Source organism: Cupriavidus sp. H19C3 (assembly GCF_049393815.1).
Taxonomy (GTDB): domain Bacteria; phylum Pseudomonadota; class Gammaproteobacteria; order Burkholderiales; family Burkholderiaceae; genus Cupriavidus.
On record NZ_CP184985.1, the window covers coordinates 792,188 to 809,162 of the forward strand.

Here is a 16,975-nt window from a genome sequence, read left to right on the forward strand (position 1 = left end):
CGCGTGCAACATGGCGCGAACTCTGGCGCGCCCCCCGGCGCCCACCCTGGCGCGAACCACGCCGCGCAGCCTGGCGTGCGCGATACTGGCCACCGGCATGCTGGCCGCGCTGTCGGTGTCGGCCCAGACCGTGCCGGGCTACCCAAGCCGGCCGGTTACCATCGTGGTGCCGTTCAGCGCGGGGGGCGATGCCGATCAATCGGCGCGCAACCTGTCGGTCACGGCCACGGCGGCGCTGGGCCAGCCGGTGGTGATCGTCAACCGGCCCGGCGCGAATGGCGCGATCGGCTCGCAGATCGCGCGCGATGCCGCGCCCGACGGCTACACGCTGCTGCTGGCGCGGGTGGGCTCGCAGGTACTGTTGCCGGCCATGCAGGAAAGCGGCCTGTCGTACAAGTGGAACGACTTCACGTTTATCGGCCTGCTGGAACTCAATCCGGTCGTGTGCGTGGTGCATCCCGAATCGAAGTACAAGACGCTGGCCGACCTCGCGGCGGATCTGCAGGCCCGGCCGGGCAAGCTCAACTACAGCGCGTCCGGTCCCGCCACGGTGCAGAACCTTGCGCCGCAACTGCTGCTGCATAGCCTCAAGCTCAAGCCCACCGATGCTGTCAGCGTGCACTACAAGGGCGGCAATGAAGCCGCCATGGCGGTCATGTCGAAGGACGTCGACTTCAGTTGCAACAACCTGAGCTCGATGGCAGGGCAGGTGGCGGGCGGCAAGCTGCGCGCGCTGATGACCACGACGCCCGAGCGGCTCAAGCAGTTCCCCGACGTGCCGACCGCGCGCGAGTCTGGCTTCCCGGCGCTGGAAGCGGTGATCGGCTGGAGCGCGCTGTACGGTCCGCCCCGGATGCCGACGGACCTGGTCCGCAAATGGGCCGACGTGCTCAAGGCCGCGTCGACGGACGCACGCTGGATTGCCGCCAACGCGAGCTATGGCGGGATTCCGCGCGTGCTCACGCCGGAAGCGACGGCCACCTATGTGTCGGAAAACTTCGCCACGTACCAGGCGCTTGCCCGTAGTGCAGGCATCAGGATGCCATAAGGCTGCCATCAGGCGCGCACGCATGATCGACCACTACGCAATACTCGGCGTGACCATCGCCGCGGCCTATACGGTCTTCGGCCTGACCGGCTTTGGCGCGGCGATGGTGGCCGTGCCGATCCTGGTCCAGTTCATGCCGCTGCAGGCGGTGGTGCCGATGCTGCTGGTGCTCGACCTCGTCGCCACCACGCTGGTGGGGCTGCGCAACTGGCAGTCGGTATCCCGTGCCGAGTTGATGCGGCTGCTGCCCTGCATGGTGGTTGGGGTAGCGCTCGGCACCACGGTGCTGGCGCGCGTCGATTCGCGCTGGCTGCTGGTGGCGCTCGGCGTATTCGTGCTGGCGATGACCGCGCGCGCATGGATGGCAGCGTCCGCGCAGGCGGCGCCGGCCGCCAGGGGCTGGTCGGTTCCTGCCGGCGTCGTGGGCGGGGTATTCAGCGCGCTGTTCGGTACCGGGGGGCCGGTCTACACGATGTATCTGTCGCGCCGGTTGCCACAGCTGGATCAGTTCCGCTCGACCATCGCCGCCGTCATCCTGGTCAGTGCATTGATGCGGCTGGCCGCGTTTGTGGGCAGCGGCCTGTTGCTGCAGGGCGAGGTCTTGCGCAGTGCGGCATTCGCGGTGCCGTTCAGCGTGCTTGGGCTGGTGGCTGGCGGACAGTTGCGCAAGCGGATTTCGCCTGATGCGGTGCGACGCGCCTTGCTGGTCTTCCTGGCCGCCAGCGGCTTGTCGGTGCTATGCCGGGGCTTGCTGATGTAGCGCGCCGCGCCTATCTGAAAAATCGGTAACGCATAACATAAATACCATTTGTTCCGATGACGCGCGTGCGCTACGCTGAGTGACGGGAACATCCCCACACGGCCCCGAGGAGACAGGATGGCCAAAGAAGAGAAGAGCGTCAGCGTCGATCGCGCTGGTATCGATCAACGACGCCGCAGCGCCATGAAGGGCGGCGCTGCCATGACACTGCAGGCAGCCCTGGGACTGGTCGCGCCCGGCGCATTCGCCGCCGGCACGGCCCGCACGCGTGATTTGCCGTTCGAGAATGGTCATCGCGAGCTGGTCGCATTCCCCCAGAAGCGGCCGATGATTCTGCTGACCAGCCGCCCCCCGCAACTGGAGACGCCGTTCGAGGTGTTCGGGCAGAGCGTGATCACGCCGAACGACGCGTTCTTCGTGCGCTATCACTGGAGCGGTATTCCGACCCGCATCGACGCGGCCAGCTATCGCCTCAAGATCGACGGACATGTCGCGCAAGGGCTGGAGCTGTCGCTCACGGAACTGCGCAAGCTGGCCAAGCCGGTCGAGATCGTCGCGGTCAACCAGTGCTCCGGCAATAGCCGTGGCTTCTTTACGCCGCGCGTGAATGGTGGGCAGCTCGGTAACGGCGCCATGGGCAATGCGCGCTGGACCGGCATTCCGCTGCGCGTGGTGCTGGAGAAGGCCGGGATCAAGCCCGGCGCGGTGCAGGTCAGCTTTGACGGGCTCGACCATTCGCCGCTCGATACCGGCCCCGACTTCACCAAGGCCCTGGCAGTCGACCATGCCATGGACGGCGAAGTCATGCTCGCCTGGAGCATGAACGGCAAGGATCTGCCGTTCCTCAACGGCTATCCGTTGCGCCTGGTGGTGCCCGGTTATTACGGCACGTACTGGGTCAAGCACCTGTCCCATATCGAGGTGCTCGACAAGCCGTTCGACGGCTTCTGGATGAAATCGGCGTACCGCATTCCCGATAACGAATGTGCGTGCGTCGAGCCTGGCAAGGCGCCCACCAGCACGGTGCCGATCGGCCGTTTCAATGTGCGTTCCTTTATCACCAGCCTGGCCGCGGACAGCGTGATTCCGGCGGGCCGCGAGGTCACGGTCAAGGGCATCGCGTTCGACGGTGGCAAGGGCATCGAGGAGGTCTCGTTCTCGGCGGATGGCGGCCAGACCTGGCGTGCGGCCCGGCTCGGCAAGGATTACGGCAATTACGCGTTCCGTGAGTGGAGCATCGGCTTCCGTCCCGAGCAGAAGGGGGAATACGACCTGCGCGTGCGCGCCAAGGCGCGCGGTGGCGAGATCCAGCCGTTGACGGCAAGCTGGAATCCAGCGGGCTATATGCGCAACGTCGTGGAATCCACGCGAATCGTGGTTAGCTGAGGGCGCCCATGAACAAACATTCTCATGTCTTTGTGCGTGCCGCCTCAGCGCTGCTGACGCTGGCTGCCGTCACTGCCATGTCCAACGCCATGGCGCTCGAGATCAAGGTGCCGCAGGAGACCGCGACGTTCAAGCCAAGCACGCTGCCGGGCTACAACCTCGCGCTGCAGAACTGCATGACCTGCCATTCCGCGCAGTACATCTCGACGCAACCGCCATCGTCGCCGCGCGCGTACTGGGAGGCCACCGTCAAGAAGATGAAGAGTCCGTTCGGCGCACCGCTGAAGGACGAGGATATGCCCGCCATCGTGGACTATCTCGTCAAGACGTATGGGGCGGAACGCCCGCAGGCACAGGCAAGCGCGGCCGGCTCGAAGTAGGAGGTACCCGGCCAGCGCGGCCCCACACTGCGCCGACGCCGGCCCGGTACGTCACCGCTCTGGCGGGCGCCACCTCCGAGGCCGGTGCCCGCCTTGCCACGCGCGCATGGCGATGGCCACCGTGCGCAACGTGGCGTGCGCTCAGGCCGCCGCCAGCTCGGTATAGCCCTTGGCACCGCCGCCAAAGAAGGTCTCCGCGCCCGCTTCATGCAGCGGCGCCTCCACCCGCAGGCGCTCGACCAGATCCGGATTGCCGATAAACGGCTTGCCGAAGGCGATCATGTCCGCATGGCCCGCGGCGGTCGCATCGAGCGCGCGCTGACGGTCATAGCCGTTGTTGGCGATATAGGCACCGCCGAACGCGGCACGCAACGCCTGCACATCGAACAGGTCGGCACCGTTGCCGGCATGCAGTTGTCCTTCCACCACATGCAGGTAGGCCAGGCCCATCTCGCCCAGTCGACGGGCAAGGTAGGCATGCGTGGTCATCGGCTGGCTGTCCAGCGGCGTATCGCCAATCGCGGTCGAGAGCGGCGAGAGGCGGATGCCGACGCGATCGGCACCCCAGGCGCCGGCCACGGCTTCCACGACTTCCAGCGGAAAGCGCGCACGGTTCTCCAGCGAGCCACCGTAGCGATCGTCGCGGTGGTTGGTGCTGTCACGCAGGAACTGCTCGAGCAGATAGCCGTTGGCGGCGTGCACTTCGACCCCATCGAAGCCGGCGGCCTTGGCCAGGCGCGCGGCATGGCGGTAATCCTCGATGATGCCCACCAGTTCCTCCGTGGCCAGCGCACGCGGCGCGGATGGCGGCAGGTGACCGGCTTCCGTATAGACCGTGCCACCGGCCTGGAGCGCGGACGGTGCCACCGGTGCGGCACCACCTTCCTGCAGGCTCACGTGCGACATGCGGCCCACATGCCACAGCTGCAATACGATGCGTCCGCCGGCGGCATGGACACGCGCCGTGACCGGCGCCCAGGCTGCCACGTGCGCTTCGTGATAGATGCCGGGCGTGTAGGCATAGCCGCGCCCCTGACGCGAGATGTTGGTGGCTTCGGCAATGATCAGGCCGGCGCCGGCACGCTGGCCGTAGTATTCGGCCGCGAGCGGCGTCTGCACGCCGTCCATGTCGGCACGGGCGCGGGTGAGGGGAGCCATGGCAATGCGGTTGCTGACATCGATGGCACCAAGGCGGGTCGGGGTGAAAAGCGTAGCGGCAGACACGGCAGCTCCAGTGTGTGCGGGGATTCGGCATGAGGGCTGGCAGCGGCCGGATCGGACGTGCGTTGCCAGCGCCTCGTTGGAAGCGAGTATGGTGTCTGGCTACTCATTGATCCAATTTATTTGTCGAATTCCAGTTATATTCACCAGAATATGACTGGATGCGAGGAGACATCGGCGACGGATTGGCGAAGGTGTTCGGGTGTTGCCGATGAACGGGCAGTGCTGCCATGATCGTGGATCATGGCGTGCCTGCCATGGATCGGGCGTCCGCGCGGTCGCGCTGCGCCAACGGTCCGATCGCAATCGCGATCTTTCCCTGCAAGCCGTTGTCGGACCGCTCGAGTCGGGCATGGGCGAGAGGGATGTCGGCGAGGGAATAGATGGCACCGACGTGCGGCCGCAGTCGGCCGCGCTCGACCAATGCGCTCAGTTCATCGAGCTTGCCGCGGTTTTGCCGGGTGAACACGAAGTGGTAGCTGGCGTTCTTGCCCCATGCCTGAATCACGTTCTGCGGCTGCGGGGTATCGACGATCGAGACGACGCGACCGAGTTGGGCGAGGGCGTCTGGGCTGCGGGACAACGTGCTGCCGCCGATGGTGTCCAGCACCACATTGACGCCTTTTCCGCCGGTTTCACGCAAGACCGCGTCGACATAGTCTTCTCTCCGATAATCGATGACCACGTCGGCGCCCTGGCGTCTGGCAAACGCGAAGTTGGCGTCGCGTACGGTCGTGAATACTCTGGCTCCCATCGCTTTCGCGAGCTGGATCGCGAGATGCCCGACGCCGCCCGCACCGCCGTGGATCAGAATGCTTTCTCCCACCCGCAGCGCCGCCCGCGCGACCAACGCCTCCCACACCGTGCCGCCGACGAGGCTCAGACTTGCGGCTTCGACATGGCTCAGGGAAGCGGGTTTTTTCGCCACGATTTTCTCGGAAGCGACGTGGTATTCGGCATAACTTCCGGGGCCGTCGAAGATCTGCGGGGTGTACCAGACTTCGTCGCCGGGGCTGAACGCCGTCACACCGGAGCCGACGGCTTCGACGATCCCAGAGACGTCGTGGCCGGTAATGGCGGGCAGCGGCACCAGGTCCGCGTAGTCACCGCGCCGGACCTGATAGTCCAGGGGATTGACCGAGGTCGCCTCGACCCGGACCAGGACTTGTCCTGCCTCAGGCGCGGGCTTTGGCACGTCGCTCAGCGCAAATGCCTCGGGGCCGCCGAATGTTTTCAGTACAAGTGCTTTCATGGTGAGATCGCTCCGATCGTTTCGGTAAATAGGGATATCGGTAAATATCGATATTCATAGACAAAAAATTACAGCTCCTTCCCGATGCGCTGGGCGAGGGCGCTGATGGCGGCTTCGTTCCGCTTGTAGTAAGTCCACTGTCCAATGCGCCGGACCTCGACCAGACCTGCACGCTGCAGCGTGGCCAGGTAATCCGATACCGTCGATTGCGACAGTCCAACCCCTTCCTGGATGCTGCTCACGCAAACGCCCACGGTGTGAACGTCGCCTTCATCCTGCGGCGGAAAGTTCTTCACGGGATCCTTCAGGCCGCGCAGGATATCGAGGCGTGTCCGGTTCGAGAGGGCTTTGAAGATGTCGAGCAAGTCCATGTCGGCAGTATATCGAGATTTCCCGATATGTCAAATCGGGCGGGCGCACGGTGCGCAATGCACGACGGTGCGGCTGCAATCGCGATGTTGGTGCCGAACCAGGGTCTCCAGCACGTTAGCGCGATGCGGGCGAGCAGTTCCGGCTTTGGGTGCGCTTCCGCTTGATGAGCAACGAGCCCCATGCCAGACCGAGCATGCCCGCGCAGAAAGATCCCACCAGTACACCAAATTTGGCGGCGTCGATGTGGCCTTCGTCGCCAAACGCCAGCATGGCGATAAAGATCGACATCGTGAAGCCGATACCAGCCAGGAGCCCGACTAGCACGATCCATGACCATGTCACACCCTCTGGCAGTCGGCATAGTCCCAGGCGGACGGCCAGCCACGTTACGGCGACAATGCCCAGGGGCTTACCTGCGCACAGCGCCAGGGCGATACCCGTCGTTATCCATAGAAGCTCCGCGGACGAGACATCCACGCCGCCGAGGCTGACGCCGGCATTCGCGAGCGCGAACAACGGCATGATGCCGTAGGCGACCCATGGGTGCAGCGCCATCTGTATGCGGACGACGGGTGGGAGGATCTCGCGTTGCGCAACGCGGAGCTCCTTGATAGGTCGACCTAGCCGATGCGCATCGGGGGAGGCGCGTGTGGCGTCACTGTCGAGCTCACCCGCGATACGCGAGACGATCTTCGTTGGACGCTCGCGCATGGGCGTCGATGTGACGGGAGTCATCAGTCCAAGCAATACGCCGGCCAGCGTCGGGTGGGCCCCGGTTTTCAGCAAGCCGATCCATACGATCGCGCCCGGAATTACGTAAGCGTTAGCGGTTCCGATACCCATCCGCTGCAAACAGAACGCCAGTGCGACGCCCGCACCCGCGATGACGAAACCGAAGTAGTTCAGCCCATCGGAATAGAAAAGGGCGATGATGAGCACCGCGACGATGTCGTCGATGATGGCTAGCGCGAGCAGGAAGACGCGCACATTGCCGGGAATCCCGCGTCCGAGCAGCGCGAGCACGCCGACGGCGAAAGCGATATCGGTTGCCGTGGGCACCGCCCAGCCATCGCGGCCCGGTGGTTGGTGATTGAGCGCGAAGTAGATGCACGCGGGTGCCACCACGCCACCGAGCGCCGCGGCGATTGGCAGTGCTGCTTGCCTGAGGTCGCTCAACGCGCCTTCATGTATCTCGCGCCGGATCTCCAGGCCGACCACCAGAAAGAAGATGGTCATCAACGCATCGTTGATCCAGAAATGCAGCGGCTACACGAACTGATAGCTGCCGACGCCGAGCGTCAGAGGCGTATGCCACAGGTCGTGATAACTGTGATTGTCGGGCAGATTCGCCCATACCAGCGCAATGGCCGCGGCCACCAGCAGCACGGTGCCGCTGACGGATTCGATATGGAGAAAGCGCTCGAGCGTGGCAAACGCACGTTCGGTGAGAAGTTGGGCGCGCGGAAGATCCTGCTGCGAAGGCGAGCGGTGGTTCATGGGGCGTGAGGGCGTAAAAACCTGAAGACGTGGCAAAGACGCGCGGCGGCCCGACCTGCGCGATTTACCTGTCCCGTTGCACTCACGCGCAACTAACACCCGCGGGCGATTATACCTTGTGACCGTGCCAGCGCTAAGCCCGCGATGACGCATGGGCACTTGTGCCTCACGTCGGCTGGACGGTCACTGCCGTGTGGCGTAAAATGCGGGCGGCGAGAAGGTAGTCAAGTCCGTGCCGGAGTTCCCTCCTTCTTCCTGAATTTCCCTGAAATTCCCCGAACAACGCGTTTCTGCTTCTCTGCTTCTCTCCTTCTCAATAGCGCCCCCGATGTAACTGCTCCGCGTCTCTCTTTCGTTTCAACTACCTGACCGAACGAGAGGGCTCGCGGAATCGGCGCGCATATCCGGCATACCGTCGTACCCTGAACCGACTCTTCACCAGGCCGTGCATTGCCATCGGACGTGACGGGCACGGGTGCGCAGCCGCCGCGCTCTTCGTCCCTTCGACCCTTCGTCGGCCTGATTCGACCATCTTCGGCCTCCGGGCTCTGATATGAAGTCTCCTTCCTTCCGAGAGGAATGGTTCGCCAACGTACGTGCGGACATTCTTGCGGGTGTCGTGGTGGCGCTTGCGCTAATCCCCGAGGCCCTGGCCTTTTCCATCATCGCTGGCGTCCCGCCGCAGGTTGGACTTTACGCGGCCTTCAGTATCGCTGTCGTCTCCGCCATTGCCGGTGGCAGACCCGGCATGATCTCGGCCGCAACCGGTGCGGTCGCTTTGCTGATCGGCTCGCTGGTAAAGGACCACGGCGTGCAATATGTGCTTGCCGCGGGCGTCCTTGCCGGTCTCCTGCAGATTGGCGCGGGATACCTGCGCCTGGGTGCCGTGATGCGTTTTGTCTCGCGATCCGTCGTCACGGGTTTCGTCAATGCGCTGGCCATACTGATTTTCCTCGCGCAGCTACCGCAGCTTTACAACGCGACATGGTATGTGTACGCAATGGTGGCAGGGGGACTGGCCATCCTCTACCTGTTTCCGCGCGCGACAAAGGTTGTGCCGTCTCCACTGGTGTGCATAGTCGTTTTGACAGCCATCTCGATGGCTCTGGGGCTGGACTTGCGGACGGTCGGAGACATGGGCGCATTTCCGCAGGAGCTGCCGACCTTTGCGCTGCCACAGGTGCCGTTCGCCTTCGATACCCTTCGCATCATCTTCCCGTACTCGGTAAGCATCGCCGTGGTTGGCTTGCTGGAGTCGTTGATGACCGCGAGTATTGTCGACGACTTCACCGATACGCCAAGCGACAAGAACCGCGAATGCCGCGGTCAGGGGTACGCCAACATCACTGCCGGCTTTCTAGGTGGCATGCCGGGCTGCGCCATGATTGGCCAGACCGTGATCAATCTGAAGTCCGGCGGGCGCGGCCGGCTCTCTACCTTCGTGGCCGGCGCCTTCCTTCTCGTACTGGTGGTCTTCCTTGGTCCTTGGGTACGCCAGATTCCCATGGCGGCGCTCGTGGCGGTAATGATCATGGTGTCGATCAGTACGTTCGACTGGCGCTCGATGGCGAAGCTGCGCACGAACCCTAAAAGTTCGTCCGTGGTCATGTTGACGACCGTGGTGGCGGTGGTCGCGACCCACAATCTGGCGATAGGCGTCGGGCTCGGGGTGCTACTCAGCGCCATCTTCTTTACCGAAAAGGTACGCCGGATCCTGAGCGTCGAATCGGCGCTCGACCAGGCTGGAGAGCAGCGGCGTTATCTGGTTCGCGGCCAGGTTTTCTTCGCGTCTTCGGAAGCCATGGTCGCCGAGTTCGATTTCAGGGAAGCTATACGCTCCGTGCGTCTGGACCTTTCGCACGCGCATTTTTGGGATATTACGGCCATTGAAGCGCTTGACCGTGTGGTTCACAAATTTCGCCGTAATGGCATCGAGGTGGAAGTAGTGGGGCTGAACCGCGCCACTGCAACGATGATCGAAAAATACGCGACGCACGACAAGCCGGACGGCGATGCCGCCGGGTTGTCGCATTAAAGGGCGTGATCTCCTCCCGCCTGCGCGCCCCTCCGTCTATCTTCGGACAGCTTCAGGATGGGCAGCGCGGTGCGCAGATTGTCAGGCTGAATCCTTTCCCAAAGGGTGCCTTTTCCCGATGCACGGCCCAGTTGGTCTTCGCGCCTGAGCCATTGCTCCACCGTCCGGATTCGACCCGGGTGGATGTCGTCGAGCAAAGCGTAGTCACGCTTGATGATCCCGTGTTTCCACAGATTCCAGAAACCGGTGAAGTTGTCACGGAAGCTCATGGTGCTGCTGTCGCCCGGATCGGCGTTGTATCCGCTAGGCAGATGCGCCGCCGCTTTAAGCGGGCCACTCCAGTACGCTTCCAGCTCAGTATCGACATACTGCGCTGGATGTCCCGTTACCCGTTCGAATGCCTCGGCAAGCCTGGCATACTCGACGTGTTCGATGGCGACCTCCAGATTCATGCCATTTGCGCGTTCCCGATTGTCGAAGAGCCAACGCGCGTAGTACCCGCAGTCCTCCAGTGCGACATGCGGAATCGCACCATGACCGAGCGGCACTCTCCAGGTGGCAACCCCGTCTTCTACGGTGGGCGTCATCGGCGTCATCGACGAGATGGCCATCTCCATGTATGGGCCGGTGGTCAGCAGGGCGGCGCCCATTCGGTCACGATTCGTCTGGTTCTGAAAGAGTATCCATTCGCCTATGCGGCCTTTGCCATCGTAGTGGCCGGTGCGAAAGCGCGAGTCGTAACCAGACGCTTTGAGCCCGTAATCGAGGTTTCCATATACGAAGAATTCCACGCCTTCTTCGATCGCTATTTCATAGCATCGGATAGCCCAATAGATTTCCGTCTTCTCGCCGGTGTTGAATCCATCGAGATTGATGTACGCCGCGTTGCAATGACGAAAGCCATTGCGCAGAACGGCTTCATCGGCGAAGGTGCCCTTGAGGATCGACACATTGCCGAGTGCGGATAGCACCTTGGCCCGTCGCGACTCAGGATCACGGCTCAAGGCGCGCACCGTATATCGCCCGTCGGCAACGAGGGCACGAATGACTGGCAGGCCCTGCGCCCCGGTCCCCCCGATGACGAATATTTCCGAAGATTTGCGTGACGACATGGATTGGCGGACAGGAAGTAACTGAATTTCGCGCTTCGCGTTCATGCGCGTCGTCCGGACGATTTGCCGAACGATTGCCAGCGGGCCGCTGCCGAGCGGGGTTGCCTGCCACCTTGCAGCAGAAAAACACCACCGAGGATCGCCCCCATCGCCAGCACCTCCACCAGGCCCATTGGCTCATGCGCGATCCAGGAACCCATTACCAGTGCCACGACCGGCGGAATGTAGGTCACGCTGGAAGCAGCGACTGCGCCGAGCCGCGCGATGATGAAGTAGTAAAGGATATAAGCGATACCGGTGCCGGTCAGACCCAGTCCGAAAATGAGGCCAAGCAGGGCCCGCGTGTCGCCAGTGACCCGCGCCATGCCATGGAAGTCGGTGACGCAGCCGACCAGAACGAGCGCAATGCCGATCTGCCATGTGGAGAGCGCCAGCGGCGACAGGTCAAGATCCGACAGAAAGCGACGCGCGTAGACGAACGAGCAACCTACACTCAGCGAGCCGGCCACCATGTAACCGACTCCGGCAAGACTGACGCCCGCGGCGTGCGCGCTCCATGGACGCGCGATCAGCAGTACGCCGGCGAATCCGCATACGATGCCCGCCATCATGCGCACGCTGGGACGCTCCTGGCGCAGCAACACCCAGGCACACAGGAAGGAGAAGAGGGGAATGGCACCGCTCAACATGCCGGCAACACTGGAGTACAGCAGGCCCGTTCCCTTTGCGAAGGCGTAGTAGTAGATCACTGTCGCCAGCAGGGACATCACCAGGAAGTGGTGAACGTGCCGGACATGCCGCCATGCGAGCGCCTTGCTGAACAGCGCGACCGCCAGCAGTGGGAGAAAGCCGAAAAGGACACGCAAAAACACGATCTGGCTGGCAGTCAGTTCGATGCTTGCCCACTTCATGAACATGAAGTTGGTGCCCCAGATCAACCCGAGGGCGGCAAAGGCAAGGTAGGCGGGGTTCATGACACTGGACCAGGGCAGGGGAGGAAGGTCCTATTGTGTTCGGCGTGAACCTGTCGTACAAACGATTAAATGTTGGCTATGAAATAGAAAAACTGCATCATGCGACCGATTCCTCCCCTGAAAGCACTGACTGCGTTTGAAGCCGCGATGCGGCTCGGCAGTTTTACTCTTGCTTCGCAGGAGTTGAACGTCACGCCTGGCGCGGTTGGCCAGCAGATTCAGAAGCTCGAGCAATGGCTCGGCACCGAGCTGTTCGTGCGGCAGATCCGGCAGGTGACGCCGACCGAAGACGGCCGTACCTATTTCGCGCAGATCCAGCCGGCCCTGGCCGAGCTGATTCATGCGAGCCACCGCATTCGCGGGCGCCGCGGCAGCGGTCTGCGGCTGTCGATGCCACCGAGTTTTGCGGCAAAGTGGTTTGCCCCGAGGATGGCCGACTTTCTGCAGGCTAACCCGGGGATTTCACTGAGCCTGAGCACAACGACGACGATGGTTGACTTCGAACTCGATGGCGTCGATCTCGCGGTGAGACATTTTGACGGCAACGATCCACAGTTGTCGGTTCAACTTCTTTGCCATGACGAAGCTCACGCATATTGCCACGCGACATACGCGGACCAGCATCGATTGGGGCGCCCTGACGATCTGCGCAGGGCGACGCTCCTTCATAACACGCTGCATCCACACTGGGCCGCCTGGCTGAGTCGGTTCAGCGATCTCGCCGAACCCGAGATCGAAGCGATTGCCGGCATTGGCTTTGATCAGTCGCTAATGGCGATCGACGCGGCGGTGCGCTCGCAAGGCGTCGTGCTGACAAGCCCGCTGCTGGTGGAGAGAGAACTTGCTCGGGGGGAACTGATCGAGCCGTTCGGCGATGCGCTTCCCTTAAGCGCGGGGTACTACCTCGTCCATCCTGCCACCGCCGGAACCAGACCGAACGTTCAGGCGCTCAAGACCTGGTTCCTCGATTGCATTGCCACCGGACCGGGCCATGGCGTCCTGTAATCGTGATCATGAATGGAAGAAGGAAGCTGCTTTTTGCGTGCCACGAGAGCGTCGCAAATGCGCGGCGCCGGCCTCGCTCACTTTGACCTCGGCGACGCCCCCAGGTGAGTGGATTCGAGTCAGATACCCTCGCGCATTGGCTTCTTCCCAAACCGGCAGGCGAGGGCACGAGGTGCGCCAGGTTTCGATGACCTCGCTGTACGGGCGTGCATCGGGTCCGACCCATTCCAGAAGATCAAGCACCAGGGGCTCGACGGCATCACGGGTGTCGGGCCCGGTGTGACGGAACCGGGCTTGTCCAAGAACTGCTGGGTTGACAACGTGGATCGGGTGTCCGGCCGCGAAGGACACGACCTGCTCGAAGATGTCGGAGAACTGTAGCTCGAACTCGTCTTCTGTCACGTAGCCGATGTGGGGCGTACACACCACGTTGGGCATTTGCAGCAGTGGATGCCGCGGATCGCGCAGCGGTTCTTTATCGTAGACGTCCACGGCCGCCATGCCGGGCCTTCCGTCGTGCAATGCCTGTTTCAGCGCGCCCGGCGCGATCAATCCAGCGCGACTGGTGTTCACAAGCAGGGCAGTGGGCTTCATCCCGGCCAGGTCTTCCGCCGTGACGATGCCACGCGTTGCCGGTACCAGACGCATGTGCAGCGACAGGACGTCGCAAGTCTCGAAGAAAGTCTGCCTGTCGGGTGCGACGTCCCAGCCATCGTCGCGTGCACGCTGCAGCGAAGTCTCGCTGGCCCAGATCAATACCTTCATGCCGAACGCCGCACCGTAACGTGCCAGCTCGGCGCCGATGCGGCCATAGCCGTAGATGCCCAGCGTGCGTCCGCGCAAGGTCTTGCCCACGCCGATCTGCCAGCGGCCGTCCTGTAGGGCCCGCATTTGCTGCGGAATCTGGCGCATGGCCGCCAGAATCAATCCCCAGGTCAACTCGGCGGCGGCATAGGACGGGGTATCGGCATGCTGGTTCGAGGAAACGATCACACCGTGCGCGGTGCAGGCATCGATATCGAGATGCGGAAAGACGCTACGCTGGCTGATCAACTGCAGTTTCGGCAGCCGGGCGATCAGCGGTGCACGGATTTCCGTACGCTCGCGGATCAGAACGAGGACTTCGGTATCGCGCAAGCGCTCGGCCAACGCATCCACGTCCTGCACGTGATCGTTCCATATGGTCACGGTATGGCCGTCCAACTTGCGGAAACAAGGCAGGCCGCGCAGCGTGTCGAAATAATCGTCCAGGATGGTGACGTTCATGGCTTGATCGGTCATGGCGGCGCTCCGGTCCACATCAGGCGCAACCAGTATAGGTCCGGGAAGCGGACATTCTGATTTGGCCCTAACAATCAAAAAGTTTTACAACGCGTATTATGTTAAATGGTGACTGTGGGCGGGACTGCCAAGACTGGCGCGGGTTCTGGCCGATTTCCATCCCACTCACGTGGTGATGGCCGCTCTACCAGGACCCGCCCATATTCAAAGGCCCCCTGCAATAAGACCGGGGCTTTTTTCAGGGGTCCTCAATGGTTGCGCAGCACGCCAATTTCCACGAATTCAGTCACTACGCCTCAGGTCTGCCGCCTCAGGCGCTCGCACGCTTTCTCCGATGCTCTCCTGCCACCGCACGTGCATGGCAGACAGGACGCCGCCCGGCGCCCTGGTGGGCTGTTGCTGTCCTGCGACTCGACCACATCGAGCGCATGGATATGGCCCGTCAGATGGGTTATGCACACGCGCTCAAACGGTTCGGCGTTGTCCGCGGCGAAGTGATCGAATTCCCGATGCGCCAACCACGGACTCTGCCGCTGGCGCCCGTCGCCGTAGGCGAACTCATGCAGGCATAATCCATGACAGACAATCGCAGCTTCTACGCCGAAACCGTTGCCGAACAGCAAGCCGCTGGCATCGTCCACGACCCATCACCACGGGGCGTGCCCGCTCCGCGCGTCGCGCTGTTGCAGGCGCTGCTCGCGGTGGAGGGAATACCGATCAGTGAGGAACAGGCCGCGCGCGTGCTCGCCTCCCTCGGATGACAAAAAGCCCCGGTTTCTGAACTGCACCCCAAGAGTTGGACACTGATCCAACCCTTGGGGTGTTTTTCATGGCGAAGCACGACGAGCAATTGAAGCTCAGAGTAGTAAAGCGATATCTGGCCGGAGGTATAGGCTTTAGGGAGCTAGCGCGGGAGTATGGGGTGGGCCGTACGCTGGCCCGCGAGTGGGTTGCGCTGCATGAGCTTCACGGTCGACGCGGGTTACGACGCAAGGGGCACAGCAAGTACAGCGCGGAATTCAAGCTGGCGGTGCTTGAAGGCATCCAGCGGGACAACCTGTCGCAATCTGAGGCGCGAGCGATCTGGGGGATTCGTGATCCGGGTGCCATCAGCCGTTGGGAGCGCCAGTATCATGAGGGTGGTCTGCCTGCACTATTGCCTCGTCCCAAGGGACGTCCCCGGAAGATGCCGAACTCATCACCACCCGAACCCATTGCGCCGGAATCCGAACAGGACCAGCGTACCCGTGAGCAGTTGCTCAAGGAGAACGAATACCTGCGCGCGGAGGTGGCGTACCTAAAAAAACTCGATGCCTTGATTCGAGCGGAGCAGCGTCAGGCGCCGCGCGCAAAGCGCAAGTAGTACTCGAATTGAGGCAGCATCATCCATTGGCCGTTCTGCTGGCGGTGGCAGGACTGGCGCGCAGCACCTTCTACTATCAGCAGAAGGCCCTGCTGGCAGGAGACCGTTACGCTGAACTCAAGCAGCGCATTCGAGCGATCTATGAGCGCCATCGAGGCCGATATGGCTATCGGCGCATTACTGCGGCAATTCGGCAGGACGGCGAGGTAGTCAATCACAAGTTGGTCCGGCGCCTGATGCTGCAGTTGGGCCTGAAGTCGCTGGTACGACCGAAGAAATACCGCTCTTACCGGGGAGGGCTCGGACTGGCAGCTCCGAACCTGCTCAACCGACAGTTCGCCGCACAACGGCCTAACGAGAAATGGGTAACGGACGTAACCGAGTTCAACGTGAAGGGGCAGAAGTTGTACCTGTCGCCGGTCATGGATCTGTACAACGGCGAGATCGTCGCGTGGCAGAGTTCCACACGGCCCACGTTCGATCTGGTCAGCGGCATGCTGAAGAAAGCGATCTCACGCCTCAAGCGTAGTGAGCGGCCATTGTTGCATTCGGATCAGGGCTGGCAATATCGGATGCCCGCCTATCGACGGCTCCTGGGCAAAAAGGTCCGTCAGAGTATGTCCCGTAAGGGAAATTGCCTCGACAATGCCGCGATGGAAAGCTTCTTCGGAACGCTCAAGTCGGAGTTCTTCTACCTGAACGAGTTCGACAGCGTGAAGCAGTTGCAAAGTGGGATCCGACAATACATCCACTACTACAACAACGAACGTATCCGACTGAAGCTAAAAGGGCTGAGTCCCGTGCAGTACAGGACCCAGCCCTTGCAAGCCTAGTCTTCTTGAACCGTCCAACTTCTGGGGTTCAGTTCATTTCCCGGGGCTTTTCATTTTCCCTTCGATATGACTTTCGAGGGGATCAGCGCTTCTTGCGCTTGCGGAATTGGCCGTTCGCCTTGCGCGGCGGTGTGCGCCGTTTCTTCGTTGCCATGGTTCTCTCTCCCGGTTGTCACCACAAAATGCGGTCCTGTTGATCCTTGAGCGTTATCGTGCCCTGCGTCGCGATCCATTCCTTGAGGCGCGGGAAGCGCGACAGGATGACGGCGGCGCAGATGACACCGCCGATGACTATCAGCGTTTCCCGTCCAATTTCAGCCGGCGTCGGCAGCCACCCGTGCACACTCATTCCCCGATTCCCAGCTTTGCTTCGATGCGGGCAAGACGCGTCTCGAGTCGTACCACGTAGCGGAAGCCGAACAGCGGCACGCCCAAGAGGTTCACGACGCCACAGGC

At 62.4% G+C, this 16,975-nt stretch carries 16 protein-coding genes and 1 pseudogene; 9 read left to right on the forward strand and 8 right to left on the reverse strand.

Annotated features, from left to right (window positions below; translation table 11 throughout):
* The first annotated feature begins 10 nt into the window (after positions 1–10).
* The 4 genes from DFLDMN_RS03525 (at position 11) to DFLDMN_RS03540 (ending at position 3,574) form a co-directional block, all read left to right on the forward strand.
* A complete protein-coding gene (locus DFLDMN_RS03525) occupies positions 11–1,048 on the forward strand; it encodes a Bug family tripartite tricarboxylate transporter substrate binding protein (RefSeq protein WP_423197125.1) in 1,038 nt (345 codons plus the stop codon).
* Positions 1,049–1,070: 22 nt separating this feature from the next.
* On the forward strand, positions 1,071–1,808 hold the full coding sequence (locus tag DFLDMN_RS03530; RefSeq protein WP_423197126.1) for a sulfite exporter TauE/SafE family protein: 738 nt from the start codon (positions 1,071–1,073) through the stop codon (positions 1,806–1,808).
* 117 nt (positions 1,809–1,925) lie between these two features.
* Complete coding sequence (locus DFLDMN_RS03535) at positions 1,926–3,194, forward strand: molybdopterin-dependent oxidoreductase (RefSeq protein WP_423197127.1); 1,269 nt, start codon at positions 1,926–1,928, stop codon at positions 3,192–3,194.
* A gap of 8 nt (positions 3,195–3,202) precedes the next feature.
* Positions 3,203–3,574 carry a c-type cytochrome gene (locus DFLDMN_RS03540; protein ID WP_423197128.1) on the forward strand — a complete coding sequence of 124 codons (372 nt, stop codon included), beginning with the start codon at positions 3,203–3,205 and terminating at the stop codon, positions 3,572–3,574.
* Between the two features lie 141 nt (positions 3,575–3,715).
* On the opposite strand, the gene DFLDMN_RS03545 is transcribed toward DFLDMN_RS03540, so the two are convergent.
* The 4 genes and pseudogenes from DFLDMN_RS03545 to nhaA form a co-directional block, all read right to left on the reverse strand.
* The gene (locus tag DFLDMN_RS03545; protein WP_423197129.1) at positions 3,716–4,798 is read right to left on the reverse strand and encodes an alkene reductase; all 1,083 of its coding nucleotides are present in this window, start codon (positions 4,796–4,798) and stop codon (positions 3,716–3,718) included.
* 238 nt (positions 4,799–5,036) lie between these two features.
* Positions 5,037–6,047, reverse strand: coding sequence for a zinc-dependent alcohol dehydrogenase family protein (locus tag DFLDMN_RS03550; RefSeq protein ID WP_423197130.1), 1,011 nt, complete (start codon positions 6,045–6,047; stop codon positions 5,037–5,039).
* Between the two features lie 68 nt (positions 6,048–6,115).
* Complete coding sequence (locus DFLDMN_RS03555; protein WP_423197131.1) at positions 6,116–6,418, reverse strand: ArsR/SmtB family transcription factor; 303 nt, start codon at positions 6,416–6,418, stop codon at positions 6,116–6,118.
* A gap of 115 nt (positions 6,419–6,533) precedes the next feature.
* Positions 6,534–7,916 (reverse strand): annotated as a pseudogene (nhaA, locus tag DFLDMN_RS03560) (Na+/H+ antiporter NhaA).
* 553 nt (positions 7,917–8,469) lie between these two features.
* Here nhaA and DFLDMN_RS03565 point away from each other — a divergent pair.
* Positions 8,470–9,951 (forward strand): SulP family inorganic anion transporter, encoded by a 1,482-nt coding sequence (locus tag DFLDMN_RS03565; RefSeq protein WP_423197132.1) that lies wholly within the window; start codon positions 8,470–8,472, stop codon positions 9,949–9,951.
* On the opposite strand, the gene DFLDMN_RS03570 is transcribed toward DFLDMN_RS03565, so the two are convergent.
* Both DFLDMN_RS03570 and DFLDMN_RS03575 read right to left on the reverse strand, forming a co-directional pair.
* On the reverse strand, positions 9,948–11,108 hold the full coding sequence (locus tag DFLDMN_RS03570; RefSeq protein ID WP_423197133.1) for an NmrA family NAD(P)-binding protein: 1,161 nt from the start codon (positions 11,106–11,108) through the stop codon (positions 9,948–9,950). The genes DFLDMN_RS03565 and DFLDMN_RS03570 overlap by 4 nt on opposite strands.
* Positions 11,105–12,037, reverse strand: coding sequence for a DMT family transporter (locus DFLDMN_RS03575; protein ID WP_423197134.1), 933 nt, complete (start codon positions 12,035–12,037; stop codon positions 11,105–11,107). Before DFLDMN_RS03575 ends, DFLDMN_RS03570 begins: the two co-directional genes overlap by 4 nt.
* Before the next feature lie 99 nt (positions 12,038–12,136).
* Here DFLDMN_RS03575 and DFLDMN_RS03580 point away from each other — a divergent pair, with 99 nt between their 5' ends.
* The gene (locus DFLDMN_RS03580) at positions 12,137–13,042 is read left to right on the forward strand and encodes a LysR substrate-binding domain-containing protein (protein ID WP_423197135.1); all 906 of its coding nucleotides are present in this window, start codon (positions 12,137–12,139) and stop codon (positions 13,040–13,042) included.
* Positions 13,043–13,048: 6 nt separating this feature from the next.
* Here DFLDMN_RS03580 and DFLDMN_RS03585 read toward each other — a convergent pair whose 3' ends face one another.
* On the reverse strand, positions 13,049–14,323 hold the full coding sequence (locus tag DFLDMN_RS03585) for a D-2-hydroxyacid dehydrogenase family protein (protein ID WP_423197136.1): 1,275 nt from the start codon (positions 14,321–14,323) through the stop codon (positions 13,049–13,051).
* A gap of 251 nt (positions 14,324–14,574) precedes the next feature.
* Between DFLDMN_RS03585 and DFLDMN_RS03590 the strand changes: the two genes are divergently transcribed.
* From DFLDMN_RS03590 to DFLDMN_RS03600, 3 genes are all read left to right on the forward strand, one after another.
* Positions 14,575–14,895, forward strand: a complete 321-nt coding sequence (locus DFLDMN_RS03590; RefSeq protein WP_423197137.1) for a hypothetical protein — start codon at positions 14,575–14,577, stop codon at positions 14,893–14,895.
* 3 nt (positions 14,896–14,898) lie between these two features.
* Positions 14,899–15,084, forward strand: a complete 186-nt coding sequence (locus DFLDMN_RS03595) for a hypothetical protein (RefSeq protein WP_423197138.1) — start codon at positions 14,899–14,901, stop codon at positions 15,082–15,084.
* 68 nt (positions 15,085–15,152) lie between these two features.
* Positions 15,153–16,519, forward strand: a protein-coding gene (locus DFLDMN_RS03600; protein ID WP_423196806.1) for an IS3 family transposase whose coding sequence is annotated in 2 segments (ribosomal slippage) — positions 15,153–15,630 and positions 15,630–16,519 — 1,368 coding nt in all. Because the reading frame shifts where the segments join, the coding sequence is not laid out codon by codon here.
* 172 nt (positions 16,520–16,691) lie between these two features.
* Here DFLDMN_RS03600 and DFLDMN_RS03605 read toward each other — a convergent pair.
* Complete coding sequence (locus tag DFLDMN_RS03605) at positions 16,692–16,868, reverse strand: hypothetical protein (RefSeq protein WP_423197139.1); 177 nt, start codon at positions 16,866–16,868, stop codon at positions 16,692–16,694.
* Positions 16,869–16,975: the final 107 nt, after the last annotated feature.

Bases quoted from the DNA above. Each gene is read 5' to 3' on its own strand.
- DFLDMN_RS03525 (WP_423197125.1), top strand. From the start codon at position 11: ATGGCGCGAACTCTGGCGCGCCCCCCGGCGCCCACCCTGGCGCGAACC.
- DFLDMN_RS03585 (WP_423197136.1), bottom strand. From the start codon at position 14,323: ATGACCGATCAAGCCATGAACGTCACCATCCTGGACGATTATTTCGAC.
- DFLDMN_RS03590 (WP_423197137.1), top strand. From the start codon at position 14,575: ATGGTTGCGCAGCACGCCAATTTCCACGAATTCAGTCACTACGCCTCA.
- DFLDMN_RS03580 (WP_423197135.1), top strand. From the start codon at position 12,137: ATGCGACCGATTCCTCCCCTGAAAGCACTGACTGCGTTTGAAGCCGCG.
- DFLDMN_RS03595 (WP_423197138.1), top strand. From the start codon at position 14,899: ATGACAGACAATCGCAGCTTCTACGCCGAAACCGTTGCCGAACAGCAA.
- DFLDMN_RS03530 (WP_423197126.1), top strand. From the start codon at position 1,071: ATGATCGACCACTACGCAATACTCGGCGTGACCATCGCCGCGGCCTAT.
- DFLDMN_RS03535 (WP_423197127.1), top strand. From the start codon at position 1,926: ATGGCCAAAGAAGAGAAGAGCGTCAGCGTCGATCGCGCTGGTATCGAT.
- DFLDMN_RS03605 (WP_423197139.1), bottom strand. From the start codon at position 16,868: ATGAGTGTGCACGGGTGGCTGCCGACGCCGGCTGAAATTGGACGGGAA.
- DFLDMN_RS03575 (WP_423197134.1), bottom strand. From the start codon at position 12,037: ATGAACCCCGCCTACCTTGCCTTTGCCGCCCTCGGGTTGATCTGGGGC.
- DFLDMN_RS03550 (WP_423197130.1), bottom strand. From the start codon at position 6,047: ATGAAAGCACTTGTACTGAAAACATTCGGCGGCCCCGAGGCATTTGCG.
- DFLDMN_RS03540 (WP_423197128.1), top strand. From the start codon at position 3,203: ATGAACAAACATTCTCATGTCTTTGTGCGTGCCGCCTCAGCGCTGCTG.
- DFLDMN_RS03570 (WP_423197133.1), bottom strand. From the start codon at position 11,108: ATGAACGCGAAGCGCGAAATTCAGTTACTTCCTGTCCGCCAATCCATG.
- DFLDMN_RS03555 (WP_423197131.1), bottom strand. From the start codon at position 6,418: ATGGACTTGCTCGACATCTTCAAAGCCCTCTCGAACCGGACACGCCTC.
- DFLDMN_RS03565 (WP_423197132.1), top strand. From the start codon at position 8,470: ATGAAGTCTCCTTCCTTCCGAGAGGAATGGTTCGCCAACGTACGTGCG.